Annotated in this window: 22 protein-coding genes; 10 read left to right on the forward strand and 12 right to left on the reverse strand. The window is 63.1% G+C overall.

The window, feature by feature from the left end:
- Positions 1-18: 18 nt before the first annotated feature.
- Entirely contained in the window at positions 19-870 is an 852-nt protein-coding gene (locus ACSQ8R_RS12235) for a DUF2076 domain-containing protein (protein WP_436253603.1), read from the forward strand.
- Between the two features lie 415 nt (positions 871-1285).
- On the opposite strand, the gene queF is transcribed toward ACSQ8R_RS12235, so the two are convergent.
- The 4 genes from queF to ACSQ8R_RS12255 all read right to left on the reverse strand — a co-directional run bounded on the left by queF (position 1286) and on the right by ACSQ8R_RS12255 (position 5569).
- Entirely contained in the window at positions 1286-1750 is a 465-nt protein-coding gene (queF, locus tag ACSQ8R_RS12240; protein ID WP_436253604.1) for a preQ(1) synthase, read from the reverse strand.
- Positions 1747-2664: a cation diffusion facilitator family transporter gene (locus ACSQ8R_RS12245; RefSeq protein ID WP_436253605.1), complete on the reverse strand. Its 918-nt coding sequence runs from the start codon at positions 2662-2664 to the stop codon at positions 1747-1749. Before ACSQ8R_RS12245 ends, queF begins: the two co-directional genes overlap by 4 nt.
- A 210-nt stretch (positions 2665-2874) precedes the next feature.
- A complete protein-coding gene (locus ACSQ8R_RS12250) occupies positions 2875-3378 on the reverse strand; it encodes a GNAT family N-acetyltransferase (protein ID WP_436253606.1) in 504 nt (167 codons plus the stop codon).
- Position 3379: 1 nt separating this feature from the next.
- Positions 3380-5569: an anthranilate synthase gene (locus tag ACSQ8R_RS12255; protein ID WP_436253607.1), complete on the reverse strand. Its 2190-nt coding sequence runs from the start codon at positions 5567-5569 to the stop codon at positions 3380-3382.
- Between the two features lie 310 nt (positions 5570-5879).
- Here ACSQ8R_RS12255 and ACSQ8R_RS12260 point away from each other — a divergent pair, with 310 nt between their 5' ends.
- Positions 5880-7115 carry an extensin family protein gene (locus ACSQ8R_RS12260; protein ID WP_436253608.1) on the forward strand — a complete coding sequence of 412 codons (1236 nt, stop codon included), beginning with the start codon at positions 5880-5882 and terminating at the stop codon, positions 7113-7115.
- Between the two features lie 60 nt (positions 7116-7175).
- Here the strand turns inward: ACSQ8R_RS12260 and ACSQ8R_RS12265 are convergent, their stop codons facing one another.
- Entirely contained in the window at positions 7176-7739 is a 564-nt protein-coding gene (locus tag ACSQ8R_RS12265) for a DUF308 domain-containing protein (protein WP_436253609.1), read from the reverse strand.
- A 134-nt stretch (positions 7740-7873) separates the two neighbouring features.
- Between ACSQ8R_RS12265 and ACSQ8R_RS12270 the strand changes: the two genes are divergently transcribed.
- Positions 7874-8446: a TetR/AcrR family transcriptional regulator gene (locus ACSQ8R_RS12270; RefSeq protein ID WP_436253610.1), complete on the forward strand. Its 573-nt coding sequence runs from the start codon at positions 7874-7876 to the stop codon at positions 8444-8446.
- A 36-nt stretch (positions 8447-8482) separates the two neighbouring features.
- On the opposite strand, the gene ACSQ8R_RS12275 is transcribed toward ACSQ8R_RS12270, so the two are convergent.
- From ACSQ8R_RS12275 to putA, 3 genes are all read right to left on the reverse strand, one after another.
- The gene (locus ACSQ8R_RS12275) at positions 8483-10162 is read right to left on the reverse strand and encodes a formate--tetrahydrofolate ligase (protein ID WP_436253611.1); all 1680 of its coding nucleotides are present in this window, start codon (positions 10160-10162) and stop codon (positions 8483-8485) included.
- A gap of 175 nt (positions 10163-10337) precedes the next feature.
- Positions 10338-12539: a TonB-dependent hemoglobin/transferrin/lactoferrin family receptor gene (locus tag ACSQ8R_RS12280; protein WP_436253612.1), complete on the reverse strand. Its 2202-nt coding sequence runs from the start codon at positions 12537-12539 to the stop codon at positions 10338-10340.
- A gap of 490 nt (positions 12540-13029) precedes the next feature.
- Positions 13030-16152, reverse strand: a complete 3123-nt coding sequence (putA, locus tag ACSQ8R_RS12285) for a bifunctional proline dehydrogenase/L-glutamate gamma-semialdehyde dehydrogenase PutA (RefSeq protein WP_436253613.1) — start codon at positions 16150-16152, stop codon at positions 13030-13032.
- Between the two features lie 110 nt (positions 16153-16262).
- Here putA and ACSQ8R_RS12290 point away from each other — a divergent pair, with 110 nt between their 5' ends.
- From ACSQ8R_RS12290 to ACSQ8R_RS12300, 3 genes are all read left to right on the forward strand, one after another.
- Positions 16263-16724 (forward strand): Lrp/AsnC ligand binding domain-containing protein, encoded by a 462-nt coding sequence (locus ACSQ8R_RS12290; protein ID WP_210010033.1) that lies wholly within the window; start codon positions 16263-16265, stop codon positions 16722-16724.
- Positions 16725-16941: 217 nt separating this feature from the next.
- Positions 16942-17607 carry a LuxR C-terminal-related transcriptional regulator gene (locus tag ACSQ8R_RS12295; protein WP_436253614.1) on the forward strand — a complete coding sequence of 222 codons (666 nt, stop codon included), beginning with the start codon at positions 16942-16944 and terminating at the stop codon, positions 17605-17607.
- 38 nt (positions 17608-17645) lie between these two features.
- Entirely contained in the window at positions 17646-18116 is a 471-nt protein-coding gene (locus ACSQ8R_RS12300) for a PAS domain-containing protein (protein ID WP_436253615.1), read from the forward strand.
- 14 nt (positions 18117-18130) lie between these two features.
- On the opposite strand, the gene ACSQ8R_RS12305 is transcribed toward ACSQ8R_RS12300, so the two are convergent.
- Complete coding sequence (locus ACSQ8R_RS12305; protein ID WP_436253616.1) at positions 18131-19279, reverse strand: DUF2333 family protein; 1149 nt, start codon at positions 19277-19279, stop codon at positions 18131-18133.
- A 137-nt stretch (positions 19280-19416) separates the two neighbouring features.
- Entirely contained in the window at positions 19417-20355 is a 939-nt protein-coding gene (locus ACSQ8R_RS12310; RefSeq protein WP_436253617.1) for a hypothetical protein, read from the reverse strand.
- A gap of 267 nt (positions 20356-20622) precedes the next feature.
- Between ACSQ8R_RS12310 and ACSQ8R_RS12315 the strand changes: the two genes are divergently transcribed.
- On the forward strand, positions 20623-21684 hold the full coding sequence (locus tag ACSQ8R_RS12315) for a methyltransferase domain-containing protein (RefSeq protein WP_436253618.1): 1062 nt from the start codon (positions 20623-20625) through the stop codon (positions 21682-21684).
- A 217-nt stretch (positions 21685-21901) separates the two neighbouring features.
- Here the strand turns inward: ACSQ8R_RS12315 and ACSQ8R_RS12320 are convergent, their stop codons facing one another.
- Positions 21902-22348, reverse strand: a complete 447-nt coding sequence (locus ACSQ8R_RS12320) for a pseudoazurin (protein WP_436253619.1) — start codon at positions 22346-22348, stop codon at positions 21902-21904.
- A 161-nt stretch (positions 22349-22509) separates the two neighbouring features.
- The gene (locus ACSQ8R_RS12325; protein WP_436253620.1) at positions 22510-23091 is read right to left on the reverse strand and encodes a thymidine kinase; all 582 of its coding nucleotides are present in this window, start codon (positions 23089-23091) and stop codon (positions 22510-22512) included.
- A gap of 197 nt (positions 23092-23288) precedes the next feature.
- On the opposite strand from ACSQ8R_RS12325, the gene choX reads away from it, so the two are divergent.
- From choX to choV, 3 genes are all read left to right on the forward strand, one after another.
- Positions 23289-24245 (forward strand): choline ABC transporter substrate-binding protein, encoded by a 957-nt coding sequence (gene choX / locus ACSQ8R_RS12330; RefSeq protein WP_436253621.1) that lies wholly within the window; start codon positions 23289-23291, stop codon positions 24243-24245.
- 81 nt (positions 24246-24326) lie between these two features.
- On the forward strand, positions 24327-25169 hold the full coding sequence (gene choW / locus ACSQ8R_RS12335; RefSeq protein ID WP_436253622.1) for a choline ABC transporter permease subunit: 843 nt from the start codon (positions 24327-24329) through the stop codon (positions 25167-25169).
- Entirely contained in the window at positions 25166-26221 is a 1056-nt protein-coding gene (gene choV, locus ACSQ8R_RS12340; protein WP_436253623.1) for a choline ABC transporter ATP-binding protein, read from the forward strand. The genes choW and choV overlap by 4 nt, the downstream gene beginning before the upstream one ends.
- Positions 26222-26306 lie beyond the last annotated feature (85 nt).

The raw sequence follows: 26306 nt of genomic DNA on the forward strand, positions 1-26306 counted from the left end.
GCCTGCAAGGAGGCAAACATGTCACCGGAAGAACGCCAGCTTCTCACCGCCCTTTTCGATCGCATCCGCACTGCCGCCGCCACGCCGCGCGATCGCGACGCCGAAACCCTGATCGACCTGGCGACCCGCGAGCAGCCCTACGCCGCCTACTATCTGGCCCAGGCCGTCATCGTGCAGGAAAAGGGTCTGGAAGCCGCGGCCAACCACATCAAGGAACTGGAAGAGCACGTCCGCCAGCTCGAAGCGGAAACCAGCGACCATCACCGCGCCGAACAGGGCGGCGGGTTCCTGAGCTCGATCTTCGGCACCGGTCAGCCGCAGCAGCCGATGCCGGCTCCCCGCCCCGCTGTCCAAACCGGTCCCCAGTCGGGCCCGTGGGGGAGCGCCCCACGTCAGAGCTACCGGACCGGCAGTGATTATGACGACGGTTACCGCGCGCCCCCACCCTCCGCCGCCCCCTGGAGCGGCCAGTCCTCTGTTCCGTCAGCCGGCGGCGGCTTCCTGCGCGGCGCTTTGGGGACCGCAGCCGGCGTCGCGGGCGGCATGCTGCTCGCCAATTCGCTCTCCGGCATCTTCGGCAGCCACATGAACTCGCTCGGCTGGGGCTCGCCGCTCGCCGGTGCGAACCCGTTCGGCGGCGGTAACGCCCCGGCCGAGGAAACAGTCATCAACAACAACTATTTCGGCGACGACGCCATCCGCCAGGCCGCGGATGACAAAAGCACCGCCGCCAATACCAATGACGCGGCCGACAATTCCGGCTCGAACGCCGGCTGGCAGCAGGCCGATTACACCGACGACGATTTTTCCGACGACCAGGCGGATTTCGACAACAGCGATCTGGGCAGCGACGATTCGATGGATGTGTGAGCGGGGTGGCTTAAGCGTAGAGCCATTTCCCTCGCTGGACGTTGTCTGGGGGCCTAATCTCTTAGCTTGGAGGGCTGCGGCCCCCTTCTGCCCTGCCGGGCATCTTCCCCTCAAGGGGGGAGATCACAAGCGGCGCGACCATCGTTTCCTGACAAACGTCGGTGCGGCTGGAAGGCGCGCAGAACGAGACGCTAGATTTAAAATCGGTGAGCAAGCCCCCAGCCGATCTCCCCACCCGTGGGGGAGATGGCCGGCAGGCCAGAGGGCGGCGGACGCACTCCAAGGTCAATGTCAATCGCGCCGCACTGGGCTTGGAAGCGGTGGAATCAAAGCCCGGCGCTTCGCTTAGGCTCAGCGCGTTCGTCACTGCAATCGATTCGCTGGATCGATTGCCCCGGCTTCGCCGGACGGTTCCTCACCCACGCCCGCGATACGTCGCCACGCCTTGCTCCGGCAGCCAAACGCCGGCCGGGGCATCGCCCGTCTGCCAGAACACGTCGATCGGAATGCCGCCGCGCGGATACCAGTAGGCGCCGATCCTGAGCCATTTCGGCTGGAGCAGATCGACAATCCGCTTGGCGATGTAGATCGAGCAGTCCTCATGAAACGCACCGTGGTTCCTGAACGAATGCAGGAACAGCTTCAGCGACTTCGATTCCACCAGGAACCCGTCCGGGATATAGTCGATGACGATATGTGCGAAATCCGGCTGGCCGGTCATCGGGCAGAGCGAGGTGAACTCCGGCGCCGTGAAGCGCACCACGTAATCGGTGCCCTGGTTGCCGTTCGGCACCTTTTCGAGAACCGCGGTTTCCGGGCTCTGCGGGGCTTCCACGTGAGATCCGAGCTGCGAGAGCCCGCTGACATCCGTCATCGTCATTTGCCTGTTCCTTCGAATTCGACCTTCTGTCCATGTGGGTTTTCGCTTTCCGGCTCCACATGGATCGCCAATGTGGCGCCCGCAATAATCTCTTTGATCGCATCTTCCAAGCGGTCGCAGATCGAATGCGCCTCTTCGACGCTCATCCCGGCCGGCACGACCAGATGGAAGTCGATGAAGGCGGCTGCCCCTGCCCGGCGCGATTTCAGGTCGTGCACGCCGAGCGCGCCGACCGAATGGATGGCGATTGCCTCGCGCACCGCCGCCTCCTCGTCCGGCTCCAGCGCCCGGTCCATCAGCCCGCCGATGGAATGCGCGATCATCTTGTAGCCCTGCCAGAGGATGTTGATCGCGACCAAGATGGCGAGCACCGGGTCGAGGATCCCGTATCCCGTCGCAAAGGCGAGGATGAGGCCGACGAACACACCCGCAGAGGTCACCACATCGGACATGATGTGCTGGCCGTCGGCCGTCATCGCCGGCGAATAATGCGCCCTGCCGACCCGGATCAGCGTCGTTGCCCAGAGACCGTTGATGACGGCGGCAAGCGCGTTGATCGCAAGGCCGAGCACCGGCGCATCCGGAAGTTTCGGCGCGAACAGCCCGTCCCAGGCCTCGCTGATGATCAGGAACGCCGCAACGATGATCAGCCCGCCTTCGACCACCGCCGACATGTATTCCGCCTTGTGATGGCCGAACTGGTGGTCGTGATCGGCAGGCCGCTGGGCATAACGGATCACGAAATAGGCAATGAAGGCAGCTGCGACGTTGACAAAGGATTCCAGCCCGTCGGACAGCAGCGCGACGGATCCCGTCACCCACCAGGCCAGCATCTTCAAGGACATGACGCCGAGCGACAGCGGCATTCCCCAGAATGCCAGCCGCTCGACGATTTTGACTTCCCTCGCCACCATGTCTTCCTTTTTGCGCGTGCGAATGATTTGCAGGACCGGACGTCCAAAACGGCGAAACCGCCGGAGCGACATGGATCGCTCCGGCGGTTTCGGACGGCCTGCATATGGCTCAGATGGGCGGGTTTGTCAAAGGGCCGGTTGTCAGAAACGGACCGGCACGACACCGCTTCGTCGAATGACATCGCGCTCGCGGGCGGCTCAGTTGATGGCCTACCCGAAAACCACCGCCATCCCGATGCTGTCGATATACCGCCCGTCTATTTTCACCGCATCGCGCGCCACGCCCTCGCGCACGAAGCCGACCTTTTCATAAAGGGCGACGGCGCGCAGGTTGTCGGCATGCACATGCAGTTCGACGCGGTGGAAGCCGCGTTCACGGGCCTGCCCGACTGCGGCGCGGATCAACCTCGTCCCCAGCCCCTTGTCGCGGTAGCCGGGGATGATGCCCATGCCGAGCGTGCCACAATGGGCATGGATCGGCTGCGGATGCCGGCGGATGTCGCACCAGCCGACCACCTGCGCATCGACAACGGCAACGACCTGCGGATGGGCGTTCTCGATCATGTCGAGCACGAAGGACCGCACGCCTTCCAGCGGCGGCGCCTCCAGGAAGGTCAGGTACTTCCGTTCCCGCGAAACCGTGTCGAGCGCCTTGTGAAAGCTCTCGATATGCTCCTCACGGATGGATTCGATCAGGATGGTGTCCGGCAACACGTCAAGCCGCCTGGGTCTTTGCCCGCCGTGACAGATGCGCCACGACGTTCTCGATCATCCGCATGCCGGCATCTCCGCCGAGCGTCATGATCGATTCCGGGTGGAACTGCACCGCCGCCACCGGCTCCTTGACATGCTCGATACCCATGATCGTACCGTCCTCGCTTTCGGCCGTGATCATGAAATCCGGATGCAGCGTCTTCGGGTCGGCGAAGATCGAGTGATAACGCCCGACGGTCACTTCCTTCGCAAGCCCCGAGAACACGATGCCCGGCTCCAGCACCCGGATGCGCGACGGCTTGCCGTGCATCGGCACCGCCAGATGCCGGAGCTCGCCGCCATAGGCTTCGGCAAGCGCCTGCAGCCCGAGGCAGACGCCGAAGATCGGCAGGCCCTTTGACCGCGCCAGCTTGATCGTCGCCTTGCAGTCGAAATCCTTCGGGTTGCCGGGACCGGGCGACAGCACGACGAGATCCGGATCGAAACGGTCGAACACCTCTTCCGGCACCGGGGTGCGCACGGTCGAAACGGTGGCGCCGGTCTGTCGGAAATAATTGGCAAGCGTATGGACGAAACTGTCCTCGTGATCGACCAGCAGTATCTTGACGTCCTGCCCCACCCGCGCCACGTCGCGGCCGACCTTGGCGGCATTGCCCGCCCTTGCATCACGGATTGCTGTCAGCATGGCGGACGCCTTCAATTCGGTTTCGGCCTCTTCCTCGTTCGGGTCGCTGTCGTTGAGCAGCGTCGCGCCGGCGCGCACTTCGGCAATGCCGTCCTTGATGCGGATGGTGCGCAGCGTCAGGCCGGTATTCATGTCGCCATTGAAACCGACCATGCCGATCGCCCCGCCATACCAGGCGCGCGGGCTTTTTTCGTGGTTCTCGATGAACCGCATCGCCCACAGTTTCGGCGCGCCGGTGACGGTGACGGCCCAGGCGTGGCTGAGGAAGCCGTCGAACGCGTCCATGTCCGGCCGCAGCCGGCCTTCGATATGGTCGACCGTGTGGATCAGCCGCGAATACATCTCGATCTGCCGGCGGCCGATCACCTTCACCGAGCCCGGCTCGCAGACGCGGCTTTTGTCGTTGCGGTCGACATCCGAGCACATGGTGAGTTCGGACTCGTCCTTCTTCGAGTTCAGCAACTTGAGGATCTGCTCCGAGTCGGCGATCGGGTCCTCGCCGCGCTTGATCGTGCCCGAGATCGGGCAGGTTTCGATGCGCCGGCCCGATACGCGTACGAACATCTCCGGCGAGGCGCCGACCAGATATTCCTGGTGGCCGAGATTGATGAAGAAGGAATAGGGCGACGGGTTGATCGCCTTCAGCCGGTTGGAGATTTCCGAAGGTTTGCTGTCGCAGCGCTCCATGAACTTCTGGCCCGGCACCACCTCGAACAGGTCGCCACGGCGAAAGCTTTCCTTCGCCTTGGTGACGAGGTTCGCATATTCGCCCGGCCGGTGGTCGCCCTTCGGCGGAATGGTGTCGGTGCGCTGGAACGGATCAGGCGCGATCTCCTGGTCCCTGCCTTCCGTCGTCACGCCATCCTTGGAAAAATCGTAGCGGTCGATCCAGGCCTTGGCGGCATGATGATCGACGACGAGGATCTCGTCGGGCAGGAACAGAACCATGTCGCGCTGGTCCTCCGGCCGCTGCATCGAAAGCTTGATCGCGTCGAACTGGAAGGCCAAGTCGTAACCGAAGGCGCCGAACAGGCCGATTGCCGAATCCGCTTCCGAATGGAACAGGTCGACGATCGCCCGCAGCACGGAAAACACCGTCGGCATTTTCGAGCGCTCTTCCTCGGTGAATACGCGGGTCGGTTCGTTGACGGTAAGATCGAGGCGGCGGTCCGTGCGCTCCCCGAGCGTCAGGTCGGCTACCGTCTTCAGCTTGTCCGCGACGAAACCGAGCAGCACCTCGCCGCGGCCGTTGTAGGCCTCGATCCACACTTTACGGCCATTCGAGGAGATCCCAAGCGGCGGATCGGCGATCGCCGTGTCCCAGCGGGTATAACGGCCGGGATATTCGTAATTGGAGGAGAACACCGCGCCGCGCCGTTCGTCGAGCTTGTCGACATAGGAGGAGATCGCATCCGCATAAGGTGCCGCGCGCCGCTGCCGGCTCACTGCAATCCCGCCCCTCGTCTCGTAGACTTCCGAACCGTCATCCCGAATGATCGTTACCATTGTCCTGCCTCTCCAATGTCTCTGCCCGGGTCCCTGCGGCGGATAACAAAAAAGCCGCCTCGGGTTCCGGGCGGCTTGTGGTCTTGTCGATGGACATGACTGGTCAAGGCCGCGTTGAGCGAGCCGGCCACCAGTTAGCGATGTTCATCGAGTTCATCATGGGCCGAATTGTTAGCTGGGGTTTTTAAACCGTGCAAGCGAATTTCCACGACCGGCAAACAGAATTCTGGCGCTCCGATGCGACCAAAACCGGGGAGCGGCGTTTATCGTCCCTCAAGGATCGAAGAAACGCAGCCGAGAAGGATACGGCATGCAGCATTCATGGATCGCAATTCTGGCCGGCCTGCCTTTGGTGATCGGAGCCGGCTTGCCGCCCGAAAGACCGATACCGCCGGCGCAACACTCCGGCGTCCCGGCGGGCGTCGTGCCCGATGTCGTGGAAGTGAATTTCCTCACCCGGCTTCTGCAGGACGGATCGCGTGAGCGCACGCCCCGCCGCCGCGCGTCCCCGCGATCTCAGGCACGTGGCGCAGTGCCCCAACCACCCGCCTTGGCAACTGTTCCCCTGCCGATCCCGAAACCGGCCGGCGAGGCACAGAAGTCGGCTGAGGCACCTCGGGAGGCAGACCGCGTGGCCGAAAAGCTCGTCGCCCAGGAGGCTCCAAGGCCCGAGGCACCACCGCCCGTGGCGCAGAACAGGCCGAGCGAAAATCCGCAGAACCCGCCCCAAAGCCCTGCGGTTGTCGAGCAGCCCGGCACCGCGTCGGAACCCGCACATGCGGCCGAAGTTCCCAAGCCGATGCCAAAGCCGGACAATACGGCTGCCGATGCGCAGCCGAAAGACAAACCCGACCAGGCGGCGGTTCCCGGACAGGATGCGGCCAAGCCGGAAGAGACCGACAAGGCGGAACCCAAGCCCGACGGCAAGCAGCCGGACGAGCAGAAGGCCGAGGCACCGCCACCGCCGCCTCCGCCGCCGCTCGTCAAGGAAGACCCCGAGGAGCTGAAGGCCTGCCTTGCCGACCTTACTTCGCTCGGCGCGAAATTCGAGCCGACCGACCCGATCGACGAGGGCGGCGGCTGCGGCATCGAGAGCCCGATCGACGTTGCCGAAGTCCTGCCCGGCGTCTCGCTCGGCGGCGCCACGATGCGCTGCAAGACCGCGGTCTCGATGGCCCATTGGCTGAAGGATACGGTGCAGCCGGCGCTCAACATCGCCATGCCGGGCCGGAGGATCACCGGTCTCGTGCCCGGCTCCACCTATGCCTGCCGCCTGCGCAACAGCGCCTCGACGGGCAAGATTTCCGAACACGCCCGAGGCAACGCCTTCGACGTCGCCGCCTTCAAGCTCGACAACGGCGAGAAGATGGAGATGAAACCGAGGACCGAGGATTCCACCATGGAAGGCGCGTTCCAGCGCACGGCAACCGCCGGCGCCTGCCTGCACTTCACCACCGTCCTCTCACCGGGCAGCGACGCCGCCCACCAGAACCATCTGCACCTGGATGTGCTGGAGCGGAAGGATGGCTATCGGTATTGCCGGTAGTCGATGCCCCAGGTTCTGTCGCGTGCCGGGTCTCATCCCTTGCCCCCGAAGCAGGTGCGGCTAACCTTTCGCGTTTGCCTTTCGGGAGATCCCGACAGTCAGCCAGATTGCCGAAAGCAGGAAATAGAATGCGCCAAAGCCCGCATATGGAACAATGTCGAGGATCGTCGGCGGAACGGCTGCAAGGGACTGCGTGATCATGAACCCGCCAGCCAAGGTCGACTGTGCGCCGCTCAGGATCATCACCCATTGCGCGCCATACGACCGCCACCGCCGCACGCCGGTAAAGAGTTGCAACAGACCCGACAGAATTGCCCAGACACCGAAGACGGCCAGGACCGCGTGCATATCATTTATCGCCGCCAGGATCACGGCCACGGTCGTGACCGTGCTGACGGCGACGTTCAGCGCCTGCGAGGAATTCGCCTTCAGACCGCCGTTCGATCGGGCATCGACTAGGTTGGCAACCGCGTCCCACGCCGGATAGATCACGAGCAATGCCGAGACCAGCGCTGAATGACCGCCAGACAGAATGGCTGCGGCGATCCAGGCGAGGGAAAAGAGCGCGCGTGTGAAATAGTAGGATCGCAACCACTGCGGCTGGGGTGAGGTTTGAGTTTGCATGATAGTCTCCTTGTTTGACTACCTACTAGTAGGAAGGTAAGCTTCGAAAGTCAATTGATCGCACAGAAATGTTTGGAATGGAGCGTAACGACGGCCGGCTTGACAGCCTTCCTACCAGGAGGTAGGCCCACGGTATGGAATCAACGACCTCGGAAAAGATACTGGAAAAGGCTCAGGCGCTGGTTGTGGCGGGCGGCTATAACGGCTTCAGTTATGCCGACATCTCGGATGCGATCGGCATCCGGAAGGCAAGCATACACCACCACTTTCCCACCAAGGCCGAACTGGTCGCCGTCGTGGTCGACCGTTACACGCAACAAGCCCAGGGAGGCTTGAAGTCTCTCAGCCAGCAGATCCCCGACCCCGCAGCGCAGCTGGAAGCCTATCTGGACTACTGGCAGAAGTGCATTCTCGATGCCTCGCAATCCTTCTGCGTCTGCGCGATGCTCGCCGGAGAGATGCAGATGCTGCCCGAGGCCGTCGCGTCGCGCGTCCGGGCTCATTTCCGCAACCTGGCGGGATGGCTGACATCCGTATTGAAAGCGGGTGCGGACCAGGGCAAGTTTCAATTCAGCAACCTGCCGGAAGAAGAAGCGCAGATCCTGATGGCCTCGGTTCACGGGGCGATGCTCTCGGCACGGGCTCTCGGCGATCCCACCATCTTCGTTGCGATCGTCAGCCCCCAGCTTGCCAAGCTGCGGGCATAGAAAGCGCGGCGCAAATAGCGGGCTGAGTCGGAAACCTCAGAACAGCCCCTCGACGAACCCGTCCTCGTTCAGAAATATCCGCTCCGCCGAAGGCACGCGCGGCAGGCCGGGCATGGTCATGATCTCGCCGGTGATGGCGACCACGAAGCCGGCGCCCGCGGAAAGGCGCACTTCGCGCACATGCACCACATGGCCTTCAGGCGCGCCGCGCAGGGCGGGGTCGGTCGAGAAGGAATATTGCGTCTTGGCGATGCAGATAGGCAGGTCGCCGTAACCCTGCTCCTCCCAGGCTTTCAGCTGGTCGCGCACGCCCCGGTCGGTGGTGACTTCGCCGGCGTGGTAGATTTTCGAGGCGATGATCTCGATCTTTTCGAGAAGCGGCAGGTGATCGGGATAGAGCGGCTGGAATTTCGCCTGGCCGCCCTCGGCAAGCTCGACCACCTTGAGCGCCAGCTCCTCGATGCCGGCCGCCCCCTCCGCCCAGTGCCGGCAGACGATGCCGTCCGCGCCGTGGCGCGCCGCATAGTCCTTGACGGCGGCGATCTCGTCTTCCGTATCAGAGGTGAAATGGTTGATCGCGACGACGACCGGCACGCCGAATTTCCGCACATTGGCGATGTGGCGGCCGAGATTGGCTGCGCCGCGCTTCAAAGCCTCGACATTCTCGCGGCCGAGATCCTCTTTTCTCACCCCGCCGTTCATCTTCAGCGCCCGGACGGTGGCGACGATGACCGCCGCATCCGGCTTCAGCCCCGCCTTGCGGCACTTGATGTCGAAGAATTTCTCGGCGCCGAGATCGGCCCCGAAACCCGCTTCCGTCACCACGTAGTCGCCGAGCTTCAGCGCCGTGCGGGTGGCGATCACCGAATTGCAGCCATGCGCGATATTGGCGAACGGCCCGCCATGCACGAAGGCGGGATTGTTTTCGAGCGTCTGCACCAGGTTCGGCTGCATGGCGTCCTTCAGCAGAACCGTCATCGCCCTGTCGGCCTTGAGGTCGCGCGCGAAAACCGGCGAGCGGTCGAACCGGTAGCCGATGACGATATCGCCGAGCCGCCTTTCGAGATCCTTGAGATCGGTCGCCAGGCACAGGATCGCCATCACTTCCGAGGCGACGGTGATATCGAAACCGCTCTCGCGCGGAAAACCGTTGGCGACGCCGCCGAGCGAGACCACCGTCTGGCGCAGCGCCCGGTCGTTCATGTCCATCACCCGCCGCCAGCTGATCCGGCGGATATCGATATTCTCGGCATTGCCCCAGTAGATATGGTTGTCGATCATCGTCGACAGAAGGTTGTGGGCAGAGGTGATGGCGTGGAAATCGCCGGTGAAATGCAGGTTGATGTCTTCCATCGGCACGACCTGCGCATACCCGCCGCCGGCCGCCCCGCCCTTGACCCCGAAACAGGGACCGAGCGAGGGTTCCCGCACGCAGATCACCGCCTTCTTGCCGATCCGGTTCAACCCGTCGCCCAAGCCCACCGTGGTGGTCGTCTTCCCCTCGCCCGCCGGCGTCGGGTTGATCGCCGTCACCAGGATCAGCTTGCCGTCAGGCCGCTCGGAAAGCGATGCGATGAACTCCGCCCCGACCTTCGCTTTATCATGACCGTAAGGAGCAAGCGCTTCGACGGGAACCCCGAGCCTGGCGCCGATCTCGACGATCGGCTTCTTTTTCGCGGCCCGGGCGATTTCGATGTCGGATCCGACCTCTGCCATGCGTTCCCCGCTCCCCGTTTTGTCAGGCCAATATGGCTGTTTGACTATGATTAGCGAGGGAAGAGCAATGTGGGAATAGCGGTATGAGCGGCAGCCACAACTTCTCCCGGGCAAAAAAAAGGGCGGCGCGATTTCCCGCACCACCCTCCCCAGGCGCCCCCGCCGATGTTTAGGATCAGAACCGCTGGGTGAGCGAGAGTTTGAAGGTTCTGCCGGGTTCGGAATAGAAGGCCGGGGGCTGGTTGCTCGTCGATGTCGACGTCGTGCTGACGTCGCGGGTCGTCAGCGCGTTGTAGTAAGTTTTGTCGAAGATGTTGTAGATGCCCGCCTGGATGCGCAGCCCCTTTGTCTGCTCCGGCTCCCACCAGCCGGCCAGGTTGACTATGCCGTAACCGGGCGCGTCAAAAGTTTGGTATGGCGCGCCGCCGGTGGCCGGGGTCTGGCCCCCGTCCTTGAACGCCGCGGCGGCTAGGATAGTCGTCAGGTCCACGCCCCAGGTCTCCTGTTCGTAACCGACGCCAAGGATCGATTTGAGCGGCGCCACCGAGCGCAGAACCTCTCCCGTCTCCTTGTCCTCGCCATAGGCATAAGCAAGCGAGCCGTGCACATAGAAACCGTTGGCGAAATCCTTGCGCGCCTTGATTTCGACGCCGGAGATCTGGACCTTGCTGATATTCCTGTAGCTGAAGGTCGGGAACGCACCATAGAACTCGATAAAGTTCGAATAGCGGTTATGGAACACGGTCAGCTTGCCCGAAAGATCGCCGCTCTGGTAGTTGGCGCCCAGCTCGAAGCCGTGGCCGGTCTCGGGCTTCAGGTTGGAATTGCCGAGCACGCTATAGCCGGTGCCGCCGAAATTGAGGAAGAGTTCGTTGATGGTCGGCGCCCGGTAGGCCATCGACCACTGGGCGAACAGCTCGATTGCCGGTGTTACCTGATAGGTGGCCAGCAGCTTGGGCGAGACCCGGAAACCGTCCTTGCCCTCAGGCATCGTGCCGGTGAACCGGGGGGTGGACTGGGGGTCGTAGTCGAACCAGTCAAAACGCAGCCCTGGCGTCACCGCAAAGCCGCTGCCCCCGAACTCTATCCGGTCGTCGAGATAGAAGCCGAAGCGCGTTCCCTCGATATCGGGCATGTCCGACTTGTTGACCGCCGAACCGCTTGGTGCGCCAGCAATATACTGCTGGGTGTTGAAATATTGCAGGCTACCGCCAAAATTAACCTGATGATCGAGGCCGCCCGCCTCGAACTGCGAATAGCCGTTGCCAGAAAGCCCAAAGGAACTCTCCACCATGCCGTTGTCACGCAGATAATATCCGGCACTGTTGCTGCCCTCTGAACCCGCGCCTTTGGTGAGTCGCTGCCAATATAGCGTCAAGGATGCAGCGTCGATCAGGCCGTCGGCGTGCGGCGCCTCGTAGTCGTAGTCGATCGACACACGCTCGCGCCGCGTATCGTCATTGCCGTCATAGTCACCCGGCGTGAACGGTGTACCTCCAGTGCCTTGGATGGTCCTGAGATCCGTATCGCTCTGGAGATCGAATCGTTCCGCCGTGAGGCCGACGCGGTGGCCACCCTCGATATCCTGCCGAAGCTTGAACATCAGGTTGTTCTGGTCGAAATCCATCGGGTTGGGCTCGGTGCGATTGACGCCGATATTGCCGTCTGAGCCCTGGTTTTCTCGCTCGTGCCCCTTCTTGTAACCGCCTTGGAACAGCACGGAGGTGTTCTCGATCTTCTTGGCGACCGCAACGGAACCGCCAAAGCTGTTATCCTCGCTGTCGTAGGTCAGCTTGGCCACGCCGCCCCAACTGCGACCTTCGGGGATCAAATCCTCGGGTTCCAGCGTGCGTAGCACCAAAGCACCGCCAAGCGTGCCGGAGCCAACCCGGCTCGAATCGGCGCCACGCAGTACGTCCACGCCGGAAAGAGCTGAGAAATCGAAGCTGTTGCTGCCGTCGCTGATCCCCGTCGTGGCAGAGAAACTGCCCGAGCGGGCGAAGTTCTCCATGTAGGGAACCGGGATATTGTCGATCAGGGTCACGACGCGCGGGCCGCCAAGGCCGCGAACGAACAGGCCGCCGACTTTGCCGGGCTTCGATTCGACGAAATCCACCCCCGGTTCGGTGGTGTTGCCGAGGTTCTGCAAGTTGCCGATATCCTTTTTGCGGATGTCTTCCGCCGTCGTCGTGCTTGCAAGCGGCGTGTTGGCAGCTGGGTCCCCCGCCTTCACCCTCTTCCCCTTCAGCACGATCGGCTTCAGCGTCGTATCCGCCGGCGGCTGCGTCGCCTGCTGGGCCGAGGCCCCATGAGCGAGGGAAAGCAGCGCGAGCGCGGTGCAGGTGGCGAGGGTGGAGCGCAGACGTCGCGTGACCATGACTATCCTTTCAAACAGGGCACACGAAACCGTCGGCGCGCGCGAACGCACCGGAAAGGCGGCGGCCCTTTTCAATTCTGGCAAGAATGTGGCGGGAGGCAAAAAATGCCTTATTCATGCCATTAGAAAACATGAGTATTATTGTCAATTATTAAAACATGACTCGAATGATCATATTTATGCGAGCTCTGTTCCATGGCAAAAATACAACAGGACGGAATGCAGCAGGGCCCGGATCGCTCCGAGCCCTGCTGGTTCTTTTAGTCGCGGCACCTTCGGGACAAATCTGGAAAATCCCCTGCTGCGTCTGGCCCTAAACGCCACCGCCGGCGCTTCGCTCTCGCTCAGCGCGTTCGGCGCTCAAAACGCTCCCGCGAGAGCGTTTTGCCGGCAGGCCGTCGCGCCCTGCCGGCGCTTCGCTAGGGCTCAGCGCGTTCGTCACTGCAATCGATTCACTGGATCGATTGCTCCGGCTGCGCCGGACCGTTCCTCACCCCTCCCCGATCGCGATCAAGCTGGCGTTGCCGCCGGCGGCCGCGGTGTTGACGGAGATCACCTGCTCCTCGGCGAACCGCATCAGGTAGGCCGGGCCGCCCGCCTTGAAACCGGTGCCGGAAAGGCCGGAGCCGCCGAAGGGCTGGGTGCCGACCACGGCGCCGATCATGTTGCGGTTGACATAGACATTGCCGGTGTCGAGCGCCTCTGTCACCTTGCGGATGGTCGCCTCGATGCGGCTGTGAATGCCGAGCGTCAGGCCGTAACCGGTGGCGTCGATCGCGGAAAGTACCTTGTCGAACTCCTTGGCCTTGAAGCGCACCACATGCAGAACCGGGCCGAACACTTCCTTGGTCAGCACGGCTGCGCTGTCGAGCTCGATGATGTGAGGCGCGAAGAAATTGCCGGTCTGCGGCGCACCCCCGGCGTAACGTATCTTCTGCCTTTTCGCCCGCATGTCCGCGACGTGGTCGGCCAGCATTTGTCTCTGGTTCTCGTCGATGATCGGCCCGACATCGGTATTCTGCTTTGCCGGATCGCCGAGATTGAGCTCGGCCGCAGCCCCCTCGATCATCTTCAGCATGCCGTCGGCGACATCCTCCTGCAGGAACAGCAGGCGCAGCGCCGAGCAGCGCTGGCCGGCGGAGCGGAAGGCCGAGACGACCACGTCGTCCGCAACCTGTTCCGAAAGCGCCGTCGCATCGACGATCATCGCGTTGATGCCACCGGTCTCGGCGATCAGCGGCACGATCGGCCCGTCCTTGGCGGCCAGCGCCCGGTTGATCGCGTGTGCCGTCTTCGTGGAGCCCGTGAAGGCGATGCCTGCGAGTTTTGGATGCGCCGTGATCGCCGCACCGACATCGGGTCCGCCCGGCACCAGCGCCAGGACCTCGGCAGGTACGCCGGCCTGGTGGAACAGCCGGATCGCCTCATGGGCGATCAGCGGCGTCTGCGGAGCGGGCTTGGCAACCACCGTATTGCCGGTCACCAGGGCCGCCGAAATCTGCCCGAGGAAGATCGCCAGCGGGAAATTCCAGGGCGAAATGCAGCCGAACACGCCGCGGCCGCGCCAAAAATGGCGATTGTCCTCGCCGGTCGGTCCCGGCATCAGGCTCGGCATGGCGAAGAGTTCCCGGCCCTTGTCGGCGTAGTAGCGGCAGAAATCCACCGCCTCGCGGATTTCGGCGATCCCGTCGTCCAGCGTCTTGCCGGCCTCGGCGGCCAGAAGCGCCAGCAGCCGGTCGCGGTTTTCCTCCATCAGTCCGGCCATCCGCTCGAGGCAGGCGGCGCGGATTTCCACCGGCTGGCGGGACCACGCGCGAAATGCCTTGCCGGCGGCGGTAAACGCGGCATCCACGTCGGCGGGCGTCGCGTCACGCACGGTACCGACGATCCTTGTCCGGTCGGAAGGAGACCGCACAGGCTTCTCCTGCGCCTTGGAAGTCACGCCCGCCACCAGCGGCCCGGCCTTCACCTCGCCCCACGGCTTGGAAACGCTCGCCATCAGCCGTTCGAGCTCGACCCGGTGGCCGAATTCGAAACCGGCGCTGTTCTTGCGACGGCCGTAGATGTCGGAAGGCAGCGGGATCTGCTTGTGCCGCGCGCTGATCCCGTCGTCGAGGCCGAGCCGCGCCGACGGCCGTTCGAGCAGCTTTTCGACCGGCACCTGTTTGTCGCCGGCAACCGCCACGAAGGAAGAGTTGGCGCCGTTTTCGAGAAGCCGGCGGACCAGATAGGCGAGCAGGTCGCGATACCCGCCGACCGGCGCATAGATGCGGCAGGCGATCCGGTCGTTGCTGTCGAGCAGGTCGTCGTATAGCGCCTCACCCATGCCGTGCAGCCGCTGGAATTCGAAGCCCGTGCGGTCGGGGCCGGCGAGCTCCAGGATGGTCGAGACGGTCAGCGCGTTATGGGTGGCAAATTGCGGAAAGATCCGCGCCCGCTTGGCCAGAAGCTGCTGCGCACAGGCGAGATAGGCAAGGTCCGTCGCCGGCTTGCGGGTCCAGACCGGATAATCCTCGATCCCCCGCTCCTGCGCCCGCTTCACCTCGGTATCCCAATAGGCGCCCTTGACGAGCCGCACCATCATCCGCCGGCCATGCGTCGCGCAAAGCTGGTCGATGTAGTCGATGACTGCCGGAGCCCGCTTCTGATAGGCCTGGATCGCCAGACCGAACCCGTCCCAGCCGGAAAGCGACGGGTCGGAGAACACGGCGGCGATCACGTCGAGCGACAGTTCCAGCCGGTCTGCCTCTTCCGCATCGACGGTGAAATTGAGCTGATGCTCCCTCGCCATCCGGGCGAGGTCAAGCAGGTCCGGAACCAGTTCCGCCATCACCCGGTCGTGGTGGGTGGCGAGGTAGCGCGGATGCAGCGCCGAGAGCTTGACCGAAATCCCCATCCGGTCGGGCAACTGGCGGCCCTTGCCGTGCTTCTTCATATGCGCGCCGATCGACTGGATCGCGTCGGCATACGAACGGAAATAACGCTTGGCGTCTTCCGCCGTGCGGGCGCCCTCGCCCAGCATGTCGAAGGAATGGCGGTAGCCCTTCTCCTCGCTCTTGGCGGCGCGCACCAGCGCGTCCTTCATCGTCTCGCCGAGCACGAAATGGTGGCCGAGGAACCGCATCGCCTGCTTGGTGGCGCTGCGCACGGTCGGCAGGCCGACACGCTTGACGAGGCCGCGCAGGATGCCTTCCGGCGTCTCGCCGGGGCCGATGACGCGGGCCGAGACAGCGAGCGCCCAGGCGGACGCGGACACGAACCAGCTCTCGCCGGAAGCTTCATGGGTGCTCCATCCTCCCTCGCGCAGCTTGTCCTCGATCAGCCGGTCCTGGGTCAGCGCATCCGGCACCCGCAACAGCGCCTCGGCAAGCACCATCAGCGCCAGCCCCTCGCGGGTCGAAAGCCCGTATTCGCGCAAGAAATCCTCGACGCCGCCGACCTTGCCGGAGCCGTCGCGGATGGCGTTGATCATGCGGCGGGCCCGCTGGTCGATCGCCGCATCCTGCGAAGACGTGAAGCTGGTGCGGGCTGCGAACTGCCGGATCAGCCGGTCGTCGTCGCCGGCATAGGGCGCATGGAAGGGAATGAAGGTCTCGGTCAGAATCTGGCTCATACGCATCTCCGTTTCATTCTCTCCATAGCGGGAATTCCCTGGTGATTTCATCGGATTTTTATGACATTAATAGTGTATCTAGCTGCCATTTCTGGAAAATTAAGAGAAACATGAAAGACATCGACCGTCTCGACCGAAAAATCCTCCGCGCGCTCCAGAAAGAGGGGCGCCTGAGCAATCTCGAACTCGCCGATCGCGTCTCGCTTTCACCCACGGCGACCGCCGAACGCGTCAAGCGGCTGACCCGCGAGGGTTACATCACCGGTTATAGCGCTTTGCTCTCGCCGGAAAAGCTCGGGCGCAGTCTGCTCGTCTTCGTGCAGGTCAAACTCGACCGCACCACCCCCGACGTTTTCGATGCATTTGCCGCCGCGGTAAAGCGCAGCGACGACGTGATGGAGTGCCACATGGTGGCGGGCGGCTTCGACTACCTGGTGAAGGCTCGGGTCGCCGGAATGGAGGCCTACCGGCAGTTTCTCTCGGAGGTGATTCTGCCGCTTCCGGGGGTCAGGGAAACCCACACCTACGCCGTCATGGAGGAAATCAAGGGTACCGGATATATCCCCGTATAAATCTTGAGCCCGTAACTCCATGAATTCATGGAAATAAAGTGAGCCTGTATCGGAAATGGGGCCGGTTTCTGCTGCAGCGCACGAAATTTCGCTGGCTATTCAAATCGATTGATATATTTCTTAACCATCACATAAACCATCTGTCAGCCTCGCCCGCATGATCACTCTCGAACGGCAATCGATTCTGAACAGCGAAATTTCCGCCGCGGATTCGCGAGTGGAAATATTTGCCGCTCTGAAGCGCGTTGCCCACGAGTTCGGGTTTCGCCACATCACGCTTTTCGCCGCCACCAGAGCGGATGAGACGCTTTTGTCGCGGATGATCGTCGAGACGACGCTGCCCGCAAGCTACGCCCAGGAATTCGACCGCCGCCGCCTTCTGAAGCTTTGTCCGATCGCGCCGATCATCTCGAAATCCGCTCTTCCATATTGCTGGTCGATCGACGATCCGGAAAGCGTGCGCGGCTTCCCGGTTCCGGTCGAGATGGACGAATTGCAGCGCCGCTACGACCTCATCACAAGCGTCGCGATGGCGGTGCATTCGATCGATGGCGGCCGCTTCATGCTGCGCTTCGACGGCATCCGGCACCGGCTGAGCCAGGTGGAGCTCAACGAGATCGGCATGATCGTGCTGCATGCCTTCGATGTCTTCGACAAGATCCGCCGCAGTGACAAGACCGGCACCGCCGGCCCGCTGACCACCCGCGAGCTGGAGGTCGTCCGCTGGACGGCCCAGGGCAAGACATCCTCCGAGATCGGCCGGATTCTTTCCCTCTCGGACCATACCGTTAACGCATATATGACTAATGCAATAAAGAAACTGGATTGCGTCAACCGCACTCAGTTGGTAGCTAAGGCATTGAGATTGAGACTCATAGTGTAAGGCTGGGGCATTATCTCCCGGCCTATGGGAGAAGACGATTGACGTCTTGGGTCGAACACACCGAAAAACGCGTCAATACTCAGTACCGGGAAGTGGGACTCTCTGCAGACGAGGTGGTTGAACTCGCCTCGGCCTTTCGTTTCTACGGTTATTGGCGGATCGATCTGGACACCGGCCACTTCTTCGCGACGAAGGATGTCTGTCGCATCCTGGGGCTGGAGCCGACGGACGGTCCCATGAACATGGTCGCCATCACGGCCCGTATCCATCCCGACGATATGCCGCAACTGATGGAAACCTTCGAGCGCGCCAGCGGCGAACGCCTGACCTACCACAACATCTACCGCGTCAAAGCCGATGACGAGCACTACAAATACGTCCGTAGTGTCGGCAAATTCCGCGACAAGCCAGGCACGGGCGGCGAGGTTGTCGGCATGACCTACGAGTTTTTTGCCGAACGTCCCGGCGTGACGTTCTTTCTCGACGATCCGGATCTCCCGAAAGACTGACCGGTGCCGCCGGCCTACCGGTCGAGCACCGAGCGCACTTCCACGAGGTTCGAGCGGACCCTCAGGATATAGAAGCCCATCACCGCCAAATGGCTCGGCATGATCCAGCCATCCTCGCGGCCGTTGGAGATGATCGCCGGCTGAATGCGCAGGGCCGACTTGAACTGCGACAGCGTATCGGTCCAGAGCGGCCCGATATTGCGCTCGCGGATCACCTGGGAGAAATCCGCGCCTGCCGCCGAAAGCACCGCATAATAGCCGTAGAGCTGGCCGTAGGCGAACCAGAAGCGGTCGTCGGCACGCGTATCGAACCAACCGGCATTGTAGTTCTCGGAACGCTCGCGCAGGATCGCCGACGTGCCGCCGAGGTCGTTGGCGATGCGGTCGATGAACTGGATCAGGTTGTCGGCGCGGCTGTCGAACGTCGCGTTGCAGGCAGTCAGATCGGCATTGAAGGCCTTCAGCTTGCCGATCGCCGCGCGATAATAGCTCGGGGTCGGGGTCTTGGGTCCAAAGGGGCTGAGCCCGAAATACCAGGAATATTCGTCGAACTGCAGGTTGCCGCGGGCATCCTGGAGATTGTTGTTGATGCTCGACGTTCCGCGCACGCGTCCAAGCGAATCGACGAGCTCCGTCGAGGTGCGCCGCACCGCCTGGTTGACGCCGCGCTGGAACGAGGCCTTGTTGTCGAGAAACGGGGTGTGATCCCAGTCGATGCCGAAGAACCCCAGCCGGTAGAGCAGCATCGAGGAAATCCAGGCATTCTGGTTGACGTTCATGTCGGTGAGATCGGCCGCCGCATCGACGATCGCCGACGACTGGCACTGTCTCGCCCCGGTCGCCGGAGCTGTCGCATTGGCGCTTGCAGGAGCCGTTGCGGGGAGTTCCTGGCCGGCCGGCACGGTGCGCTCCGACCAGCGGTAACTATCGACGAAATTCGGATTGAAATTGGTCCAGACCTGCGTCTGCCAAAAGAAATAGCCGTAGAGCCCAAACATCAGCACCAGGAAGGCGAGGATAGGCCCCTTTACCATCCAGTGGCGCTGGCGGTACCACCCATGTGCGGCCATGAACGGCCAGACGAACCAGGCGATCAACAGCCCAATGCCTCGCCCGACGGCCTGGCCGATCCCTTGAAAGAAGGCGGTAATCCGGTCGAGCATCGCTGTCTCCTTGTGAGGCGGGGTGCATCCGATTTGGCTTGGCTCACACATATGTGCTCGGCGCCACAAGCACAACGGGGGCGCAACGTTTCGCCGCAACCGGTGAGGCGGCCGCGTAGCCGATCCTCGGCGGCGCCCTATCGGGAACGGATGAGCTTGAAGCCGAAAATGGTCGGCAGTCTAAAGCCGCTCGTTGCGCTCTCGGCTTCGGCCGCCTCCCCCGAGGCCTCCGCAGGAAATCGTTCGGCAAACGCCTGGTCGGCGCGGGATCGACGATGGTCGAGGCCGTGCAATGTCAGCATGTCGGTCGAGTAGCGCTCGACCTCGGGGGCCAGATGCGGAAAAAGTTCGGGCTTCAGGCCGGCATCGCCCTGCCGGCTGGCATCGGCGACCATCCGGTAGAGGACGAGGAGGTTTTCCGTATCGGTGACCAGCTTGTGCAGAAGGGTGTTGCAGGTTCCCACCCGGGCGTTGAGGCCGGCAACGAAATCCTGGAAGACCTTGATTGCGGGTTCGGTACGGCCGACCACGTCAAGGCCGGTCATGGCGGTACCGTCCTCGCCGCGCAGCTTTTCGATGATCTCCGGCCGGTGGTCGATGAGGGTGACCAGATCGCCCTCGCTCTCCCTGCGCCGTCCAATCAGGAAGTCCCGCTCTGACCTGACCAGGCCCGCGAGCAGATCGGCACGCCGCAGGAGTTCAGCCAGCCGGTTGAGCGGCGCGGGGCTTCGCCAGCGCGCCTGCTGGCGGCGGTGCTTGGCGGCCCCGGATATATAGCCGATCAGCGTTTCGAGCCGCGTCGGCAGGTCGCGATTGTCGAAGTCCCGAGCAGAAACGTCGATCTCGGCGGCCAGGTCGGCGACCAGCCGGGCGATCACCGCCTCGATCGCCTGCCGTTCCGGCATCTCGGCCGCGAGCCGCGCGGCCTCTGCCGCCAGGCTCTCTTCATCCGGCAGGATAAGACCTCTCGCCGTCTCGGCAAGCAGGATGCAGGCTGGGCCCAGCGCGTCTCGCATCGCAGCCAGCACGCCGCCGATCCGCTCGATCTCGCCGTCGAAATTCTTAAGTACCGCCACGCGCATTCTCCCGCCGTCGCGGCAGAAGATAACGCCGTCGCAGAATTATGCCACGCCGTCCCGGCCCAGTTGCCAGGAAAAATCGGAAAATGTCCGGTTGCGATTGTCGAAATCCGGCAAGGAGCACGGCGCGGCGGACTTAAGTCTTCTGATCGCTTGCCTAGCCCGAATGCATCATTGACCGGCTGCCGCCTCAGCGTAGAATCTGCCGCGGGTCGATCTATCGGGTGGGCTGGCGCATCTAGGGAGGATGCTATGCAGGAAGCTATGCAGAAAGCTGATATGCAGAAGGTCGAGGCACTTGTCGGTCGCCTCGTAGGCGATCTCGGGGCCGGGGTATCCGGCGTTCTCGTCGTACTGGGTGACCACCTCGGCCTGTTTCGCGCGATGATGGACGGACGGCCGCGATCGTCGATGGAGATTGCGGAAACGACGGGCCTCAGCGAACGCAACGTGCGCGAATGGCTCGCCGCCATGGCGGCCGCCGACTATGTCACGTTCGATGAAAAGACGAACAAGTTCGGCATGACGCCCGAGCAGGTGCTCGTTTTTTCCGTCGAGGACAGTCCTGCTTTTTTCGCTGGCGCCTTCGAAATCGTGCAGTCGATGTGGATGGATGAGCCGAAGGTGGAAGAGGCCTTTCGCACGGGCCGCGGGCTCGGGTGGCATGAACACAGCAACTGCCTCTTCCGCGGCACGGAGCGCTTCTTCCGGCCCGGCTACAACAGTCATCTGGTCGATGAGTGGATTCCCGCCCTCCAGGGCGTGCGGGAAAAGCTGGAACGCGGGGCGGAAGTTGCCGACGTCGGCTGCGGCCATGGCGCCTCGACGATCCTCATGGCCAAGGCCTTTCCGAAATCGCATTTCCACGGGTTCGACTATCACGCGCCTTCCATCGAGCGCGCAAAGCGTGCGGCGCAGGAAGCCGGTGTCGGCGACCGGGTGACGTTCCGCCAGGCTTCGGCGAAGGAGTTCCCCGCCGGCGGATACGATCTCGTCGCGATGTTCGACTGCCTGCACGATATGGGCGATCCGATCGGCGCCGGCCGCCATATCCGCGAGACGATGGCAAAGGATGGCACCTGGATGATCGTCGAACCCTTCGCGCATGACAGCCTGAAGGACAATCTCAATCCCGTCGGACGCGTCTACTACGGCGCCTCGGCCATGATCTGCACTCCGGCTTCCATGGCTCAGGAAGTAGGCCTCGGGCTTGGAGCGCAGGCTGGCGAAATGAAGCTTCGCAAGGTGGCGCTTGACGCCGGCTATTCGCACTTCCGTCGGGCGAGCGAAACGCCCTTCAACATGATCTTCGAAGTGCGTGTCTGATCCGTATTGGACATATGCGGTTCCGCACACATGTGCCGGAGACAGGCCCTGGCCTCAGGATTGCCCGTGATGTCAGGGCTGCCCGCGCAGTCCCCGGCGAAACCGAAACTTGGGCTTGTGCGGCCGACGGCTTGGCCGGCCGTATAATTTCACATGTGCCTCAGCGTCCCGGACCATGCGGGCCGCAGGCGGCATTTGCGGAAAAATCCCGGAAAGGTCAGAGACCGAGCTTGGCGATCTCGGCGTCGAGGCGGTCCTTCGCCTTCTTCGGCATCTTGGCGCTCTTCACCGCGTCGAGATTGGCCGGCGCGTCGCCGACGACGATCACCGCGACCATGCCCATGCCGAAATGCGGCGTGCACTTGAAGACGTAGGCACCGGGCTTCTCGGCTGTGAAGGACACTTCCTGGCTGATCCTGCCCTTGATCTCGGCAACCCCTTCCGGCACCAGGCCCGGCATCGAAACCACGTCATGCCCCTTGTCGACCGGCACGAACTTGACCGTATCGCCCGGCAGCACCTTCACCGCCGCCGGCTCGAACACCATGGCCTCGCCGTCGCTGCCCTTGTTGAGCATCTTGACCTCGATCTCGGCGCTGAAGGCCGGCAGCGAGAACAGCGCGAGGCTGGTGGCAAGGGTAAAGGTTTTCGTGGTCTTGCGCATGCGGGGGAACTCCTGCTGGGAACCACCGCCCCGTCGAACCGGGGCGTTTCGGATGTGATCCCTAGATATGTTTTAGGTCGCAGACTTTGACCAGCATCAATTTCGCCGGGTCGCCGCCATCTTCCGTTCCACACGATGAACGAGGCGTTAAATTCCGAACATCACTCGCAACGCATCTGATCTTCCCAATGCCGCCGGCAGAGCGAGACGTATTTCTCGTTGCCGCCGACATCGACCTGGGCGCCTTCGCGCACCAGCCTGCCGTCGTCGTCGAGCCTCACCACCATGGTCGCCTTGCGCCCGCAATGGCAGATGGTGCGCACTTCGCGCAGCTCGTCGGCGATCGCGAGCAGTTCCAGCGAACCGGGAAACAGCTTGCCCTGGAAATCCGTCCGCAAGCCGTAGGTCATCACCGGGATGCCGACCCGGTCGGAAATCCGCGCAAGCTGCCAGACCTGTTCGGGCGACAGGAACTGGGCCTCGTCGACGAACACGCAGGCGATCGGCTCCTCCCCGTGCATCGCCTCGATGCCCGTGAACAGGTCGTCGGACGGCCCGAAGGGAATGGCGTCGGAGGAGAGCCCGATCCGCGAGGCGACCCGGCCCTGGCCGGCGCGGTCGTCCAGCGATGCGGTGAAGATCGCGGTGCGCATGCCGCGCTCGCGGTAGTTATAGGATGCCTGCAGAAGCATCGTCGACTTGCCGGCGTTCATGGTGGCGTAATGGAAATAGAGCTTGGCCATACCTGCCTTCTGATCGCGATCGGGATTCGGGAAAAGCCGTCTTTGCCGAAAACCACAGGAAACTGTAGACTGCGCAACGCTGCGCGAGAAAGTCACAAATGTCGCAAATGCACCCCATTCTCCGCCGCGAATGCGCGCGCTTGCCTCGTCGCAGCATATATTGATAATGGCGGGAACCAAAAAAACGGGAGCAGCCCATGCGCATGACTACCTCACTGAAGACCACGCTCGCCGCCGCCGCATCGATCCTGGCGATCGTCGGCACCGCATCCGCCGCCGAACCTGAAGCCTGCAAGACCGTCCGGATTTCGGACGTCGGCTGGACGGACCTGGCCTCGACCAACGCATCCTTCATCCATGTCCTCGAAGCGCTCGGCTACAAGGCCGACGTCAAGACCCTCGGTGTTCCGGTCACCTATTCTTCCATGAAGAACAAGGATATCGACCTCTTCCTCGGCAACTGGATGCCGGCCCAGCAGGGCGCAATCCAGCCCTATCTCGACGACAAGTCAATCGAGAGCATCGCCGTCAACCTCGAAGGCGCCAAGTACACGCTCGGCACCAATGCCGCCGGCGCCAAGCTCGGCATCAAGGACTTCAAGGACATCGCCACCCACAAGAAGGAACTCGACGGCAAGGTCTACGGCATCGAGCCGGGCAACGAAGGCAACGGCATGATCGTGTCGCTGATCGAAGCCAATACGTTCGGCCTCAAGGGCTTCGAGGTCGTCGAGTCCTCCGAGCAGGGCATGCTGACCCAGGTCACCCGCGCCGACAAGGAAGGCAAGCCGGTCGTCTTCCTCGCCTGGGCACCGCACCCGATGAACGTCGCCCATGAGATCACCTATCTCGCCGGCGGCGACGACACCGTCTTCGGTCCGAACTACGGCGGCGCGACCGTCTACACCGTGGCGCGCGGCGGTTTTGTCGCCCAGTGCCCGAACCTCGGCAAGCTCCTCAAGAACGTGAAGTTCTCGCTCGACATGGAAAACACCATCATGGGCAAGATCCTCAACGACGGCGAGGATGCCGACGACGCTGCCAAGGTCTGGCTGAAGGCCAATCCGAAGGTCATCGAGCCTTGGGTTGCCGGCGTCACCACCTATGACGGCAAGGACGGCCTCGCCGCCGTCAAGAAGGCACTCGGTCTCTAACAGTCCTGAAAATGTTTTCGGGGCGGCGGATCGCCTGCCCCGGAGCCCGCCCTTTCTCTCCCTATGGACGGCAGTTTTCTCGTGGATTGGATCGCAGATCATCGAATACCTATAGGTTCCTGGGCGAAGGCGGTCGTTGACTGGTTGACGGCGAATGCCGACTGGTTCTTCGACTGGCTTTCTTCCGTTCTCCTCGGAGTGATCAACGGCCTTTTGTGGTGTCTGGCGACGCCGCATCCGCTGATCGTCATGGCCGCGATGACCGGGCTGTCCTTTTGGCTGCGCCGGTGCCCGGTGCTCGCGGCGTTCACCTTCTTCGGCCTGCTCCTGATCTTCAACCAGGGCTACTGGAAGGAAACCACCGAAACGCTGGCGCTGGTGCTGGCATCCACCGCCGTCAGCATGGTGGTCGGCGTGCCGCTCGGCATCGCCGCCGCCCGCCGCCAATGGTTCTACGAAGCCATGCGGCCGGTCCTCGACCTGATGCAGACGCTGCCGAGCTTCGTCTATCTCATCCCGGCGCTGATCCTTTTCGGTCTCGGCATGGTTCCGGGCCTGATCGCCACCGTCATCTTCGCGATCCCGGCACCGATCCGCCTCACCCGCCTCGGCATCGTCTCGACCCCGAGCTCGCTGCGGGAAGCGGCCGTCGCCTTCGGCGCCACCCCGTCGCAGATCCTGCGCAAGGTGGAACTGCCCTATGCCATGCCGCAGATCATGGCCGGCCTTACCCAGACGATCATGCTGTCGCTGTCGATGGTGGTCATCGCCGCGCTGGTCGGCGCCAACGGCCTCGGCGTGCCGGTGCTGCGGGCGCTGAATACCGTAAACGTCGCCCGCGGCTTCGATTCGGGCCTGTGCATCGTCATCCTGGCGATCATCCTCGACCGCATGTTCCGCACATCGACGGGAGACGGCCAATGACTGACTGCGTAGTTTTCGACAATGTCGACATCGTCTTCGGCGACAAGCCGGAACGGGCGCTCGCCATGGTCGACCAGGGAAAGACCCGCGACGAGATCAGCGCTGCCACCGGCATCGTTATGGGCGTCGCCAACGCCTCGCTCACCATTCACGAGGGCGAGATCCTCGTGCTGATGGGCCTGTCCGGCTCGGGCAAGTCGACGCTGCTGCGCGCCGTCAACGGGCTCGCCCCGGTCGTGCGCGGCAATGTCAGCGTCGCAACCCCCTCGGGTCCGGTCGATCCCTACAAATCGAGCCCCAAAGTGCTGCGGGATCTGCGCATGCACACGGTCTCGATGGTGTTCCAGCAGTTCGGCCTTCTCCCCTGGCGTACGGTCTCCGAAAATGTCGGCTTCGGCCTGGAGCTTGCGGGCGTTCCGGACGCCGAACGGACCAGGCTGGTCAACGAACAGCTCGAACTGGTCAACCTGGCGAAATGGGCGAGCCGCAAGGTCGGCGAACTCTCCGGCGGCATGCAGCAGCGCGTCGGCCTGGCCCGCGCCTTTGCGACCGGCGCGCCGATCCTGCTCATGGACGAGCCGTTCTCGGCGCTCGACCCGCTGATCCGCACCCGGCTACAGGACGAGCTTCTCGAGTTCCAGCGGCGGCTGAAGAAGACCATCCTCTTCGTCAGCCACGATCTCGACGAAGCCTTCCGGATCGGCAACCGCATCGCCATCATGGAGGGCGGGCACATCATCCAGTGCGGCACGCCGCAGGAGATCGTCCGTGCGCCCGCCGACCAGTACGTCGCCGATTTCGTGCAGCACCTCAACCCGATCAGCATGCTGACCGCCGGCGATGTGATGCGCACCGGGGTAGGCCCTGTGGCGGGTGCCACGGCCGTCTCCGCCACCGCGCTGCCGACGACGCCGCTCGTCGATATCCTCGATGCGCTGTCGCGTCAGCCGGGCGCCATCGGGGTCGTCGACAACGGCGCGATCGTCGGCAGCATTTCGTCCGATGACGTGATTGCCGGCCTGACCCGCCATCGCCGCCGCGACGCCCAATAAGCGGAGCCATAAAGTCACCTTTCGTTTCGCCGCACGGGATGGTATGCCGACGGCTGAATGCGGCCGCCTGCCCGGCGGACGAACG

It is taken from the genome of Neorhizobium sp. LjRoot104, from assembly GCF_964253725.1.
Lineage (GTDB): Bacteria > Pseudomonadota > Alphaproteobacteria > Rhizobiales > Rhizobiaceae > Neorhizobium.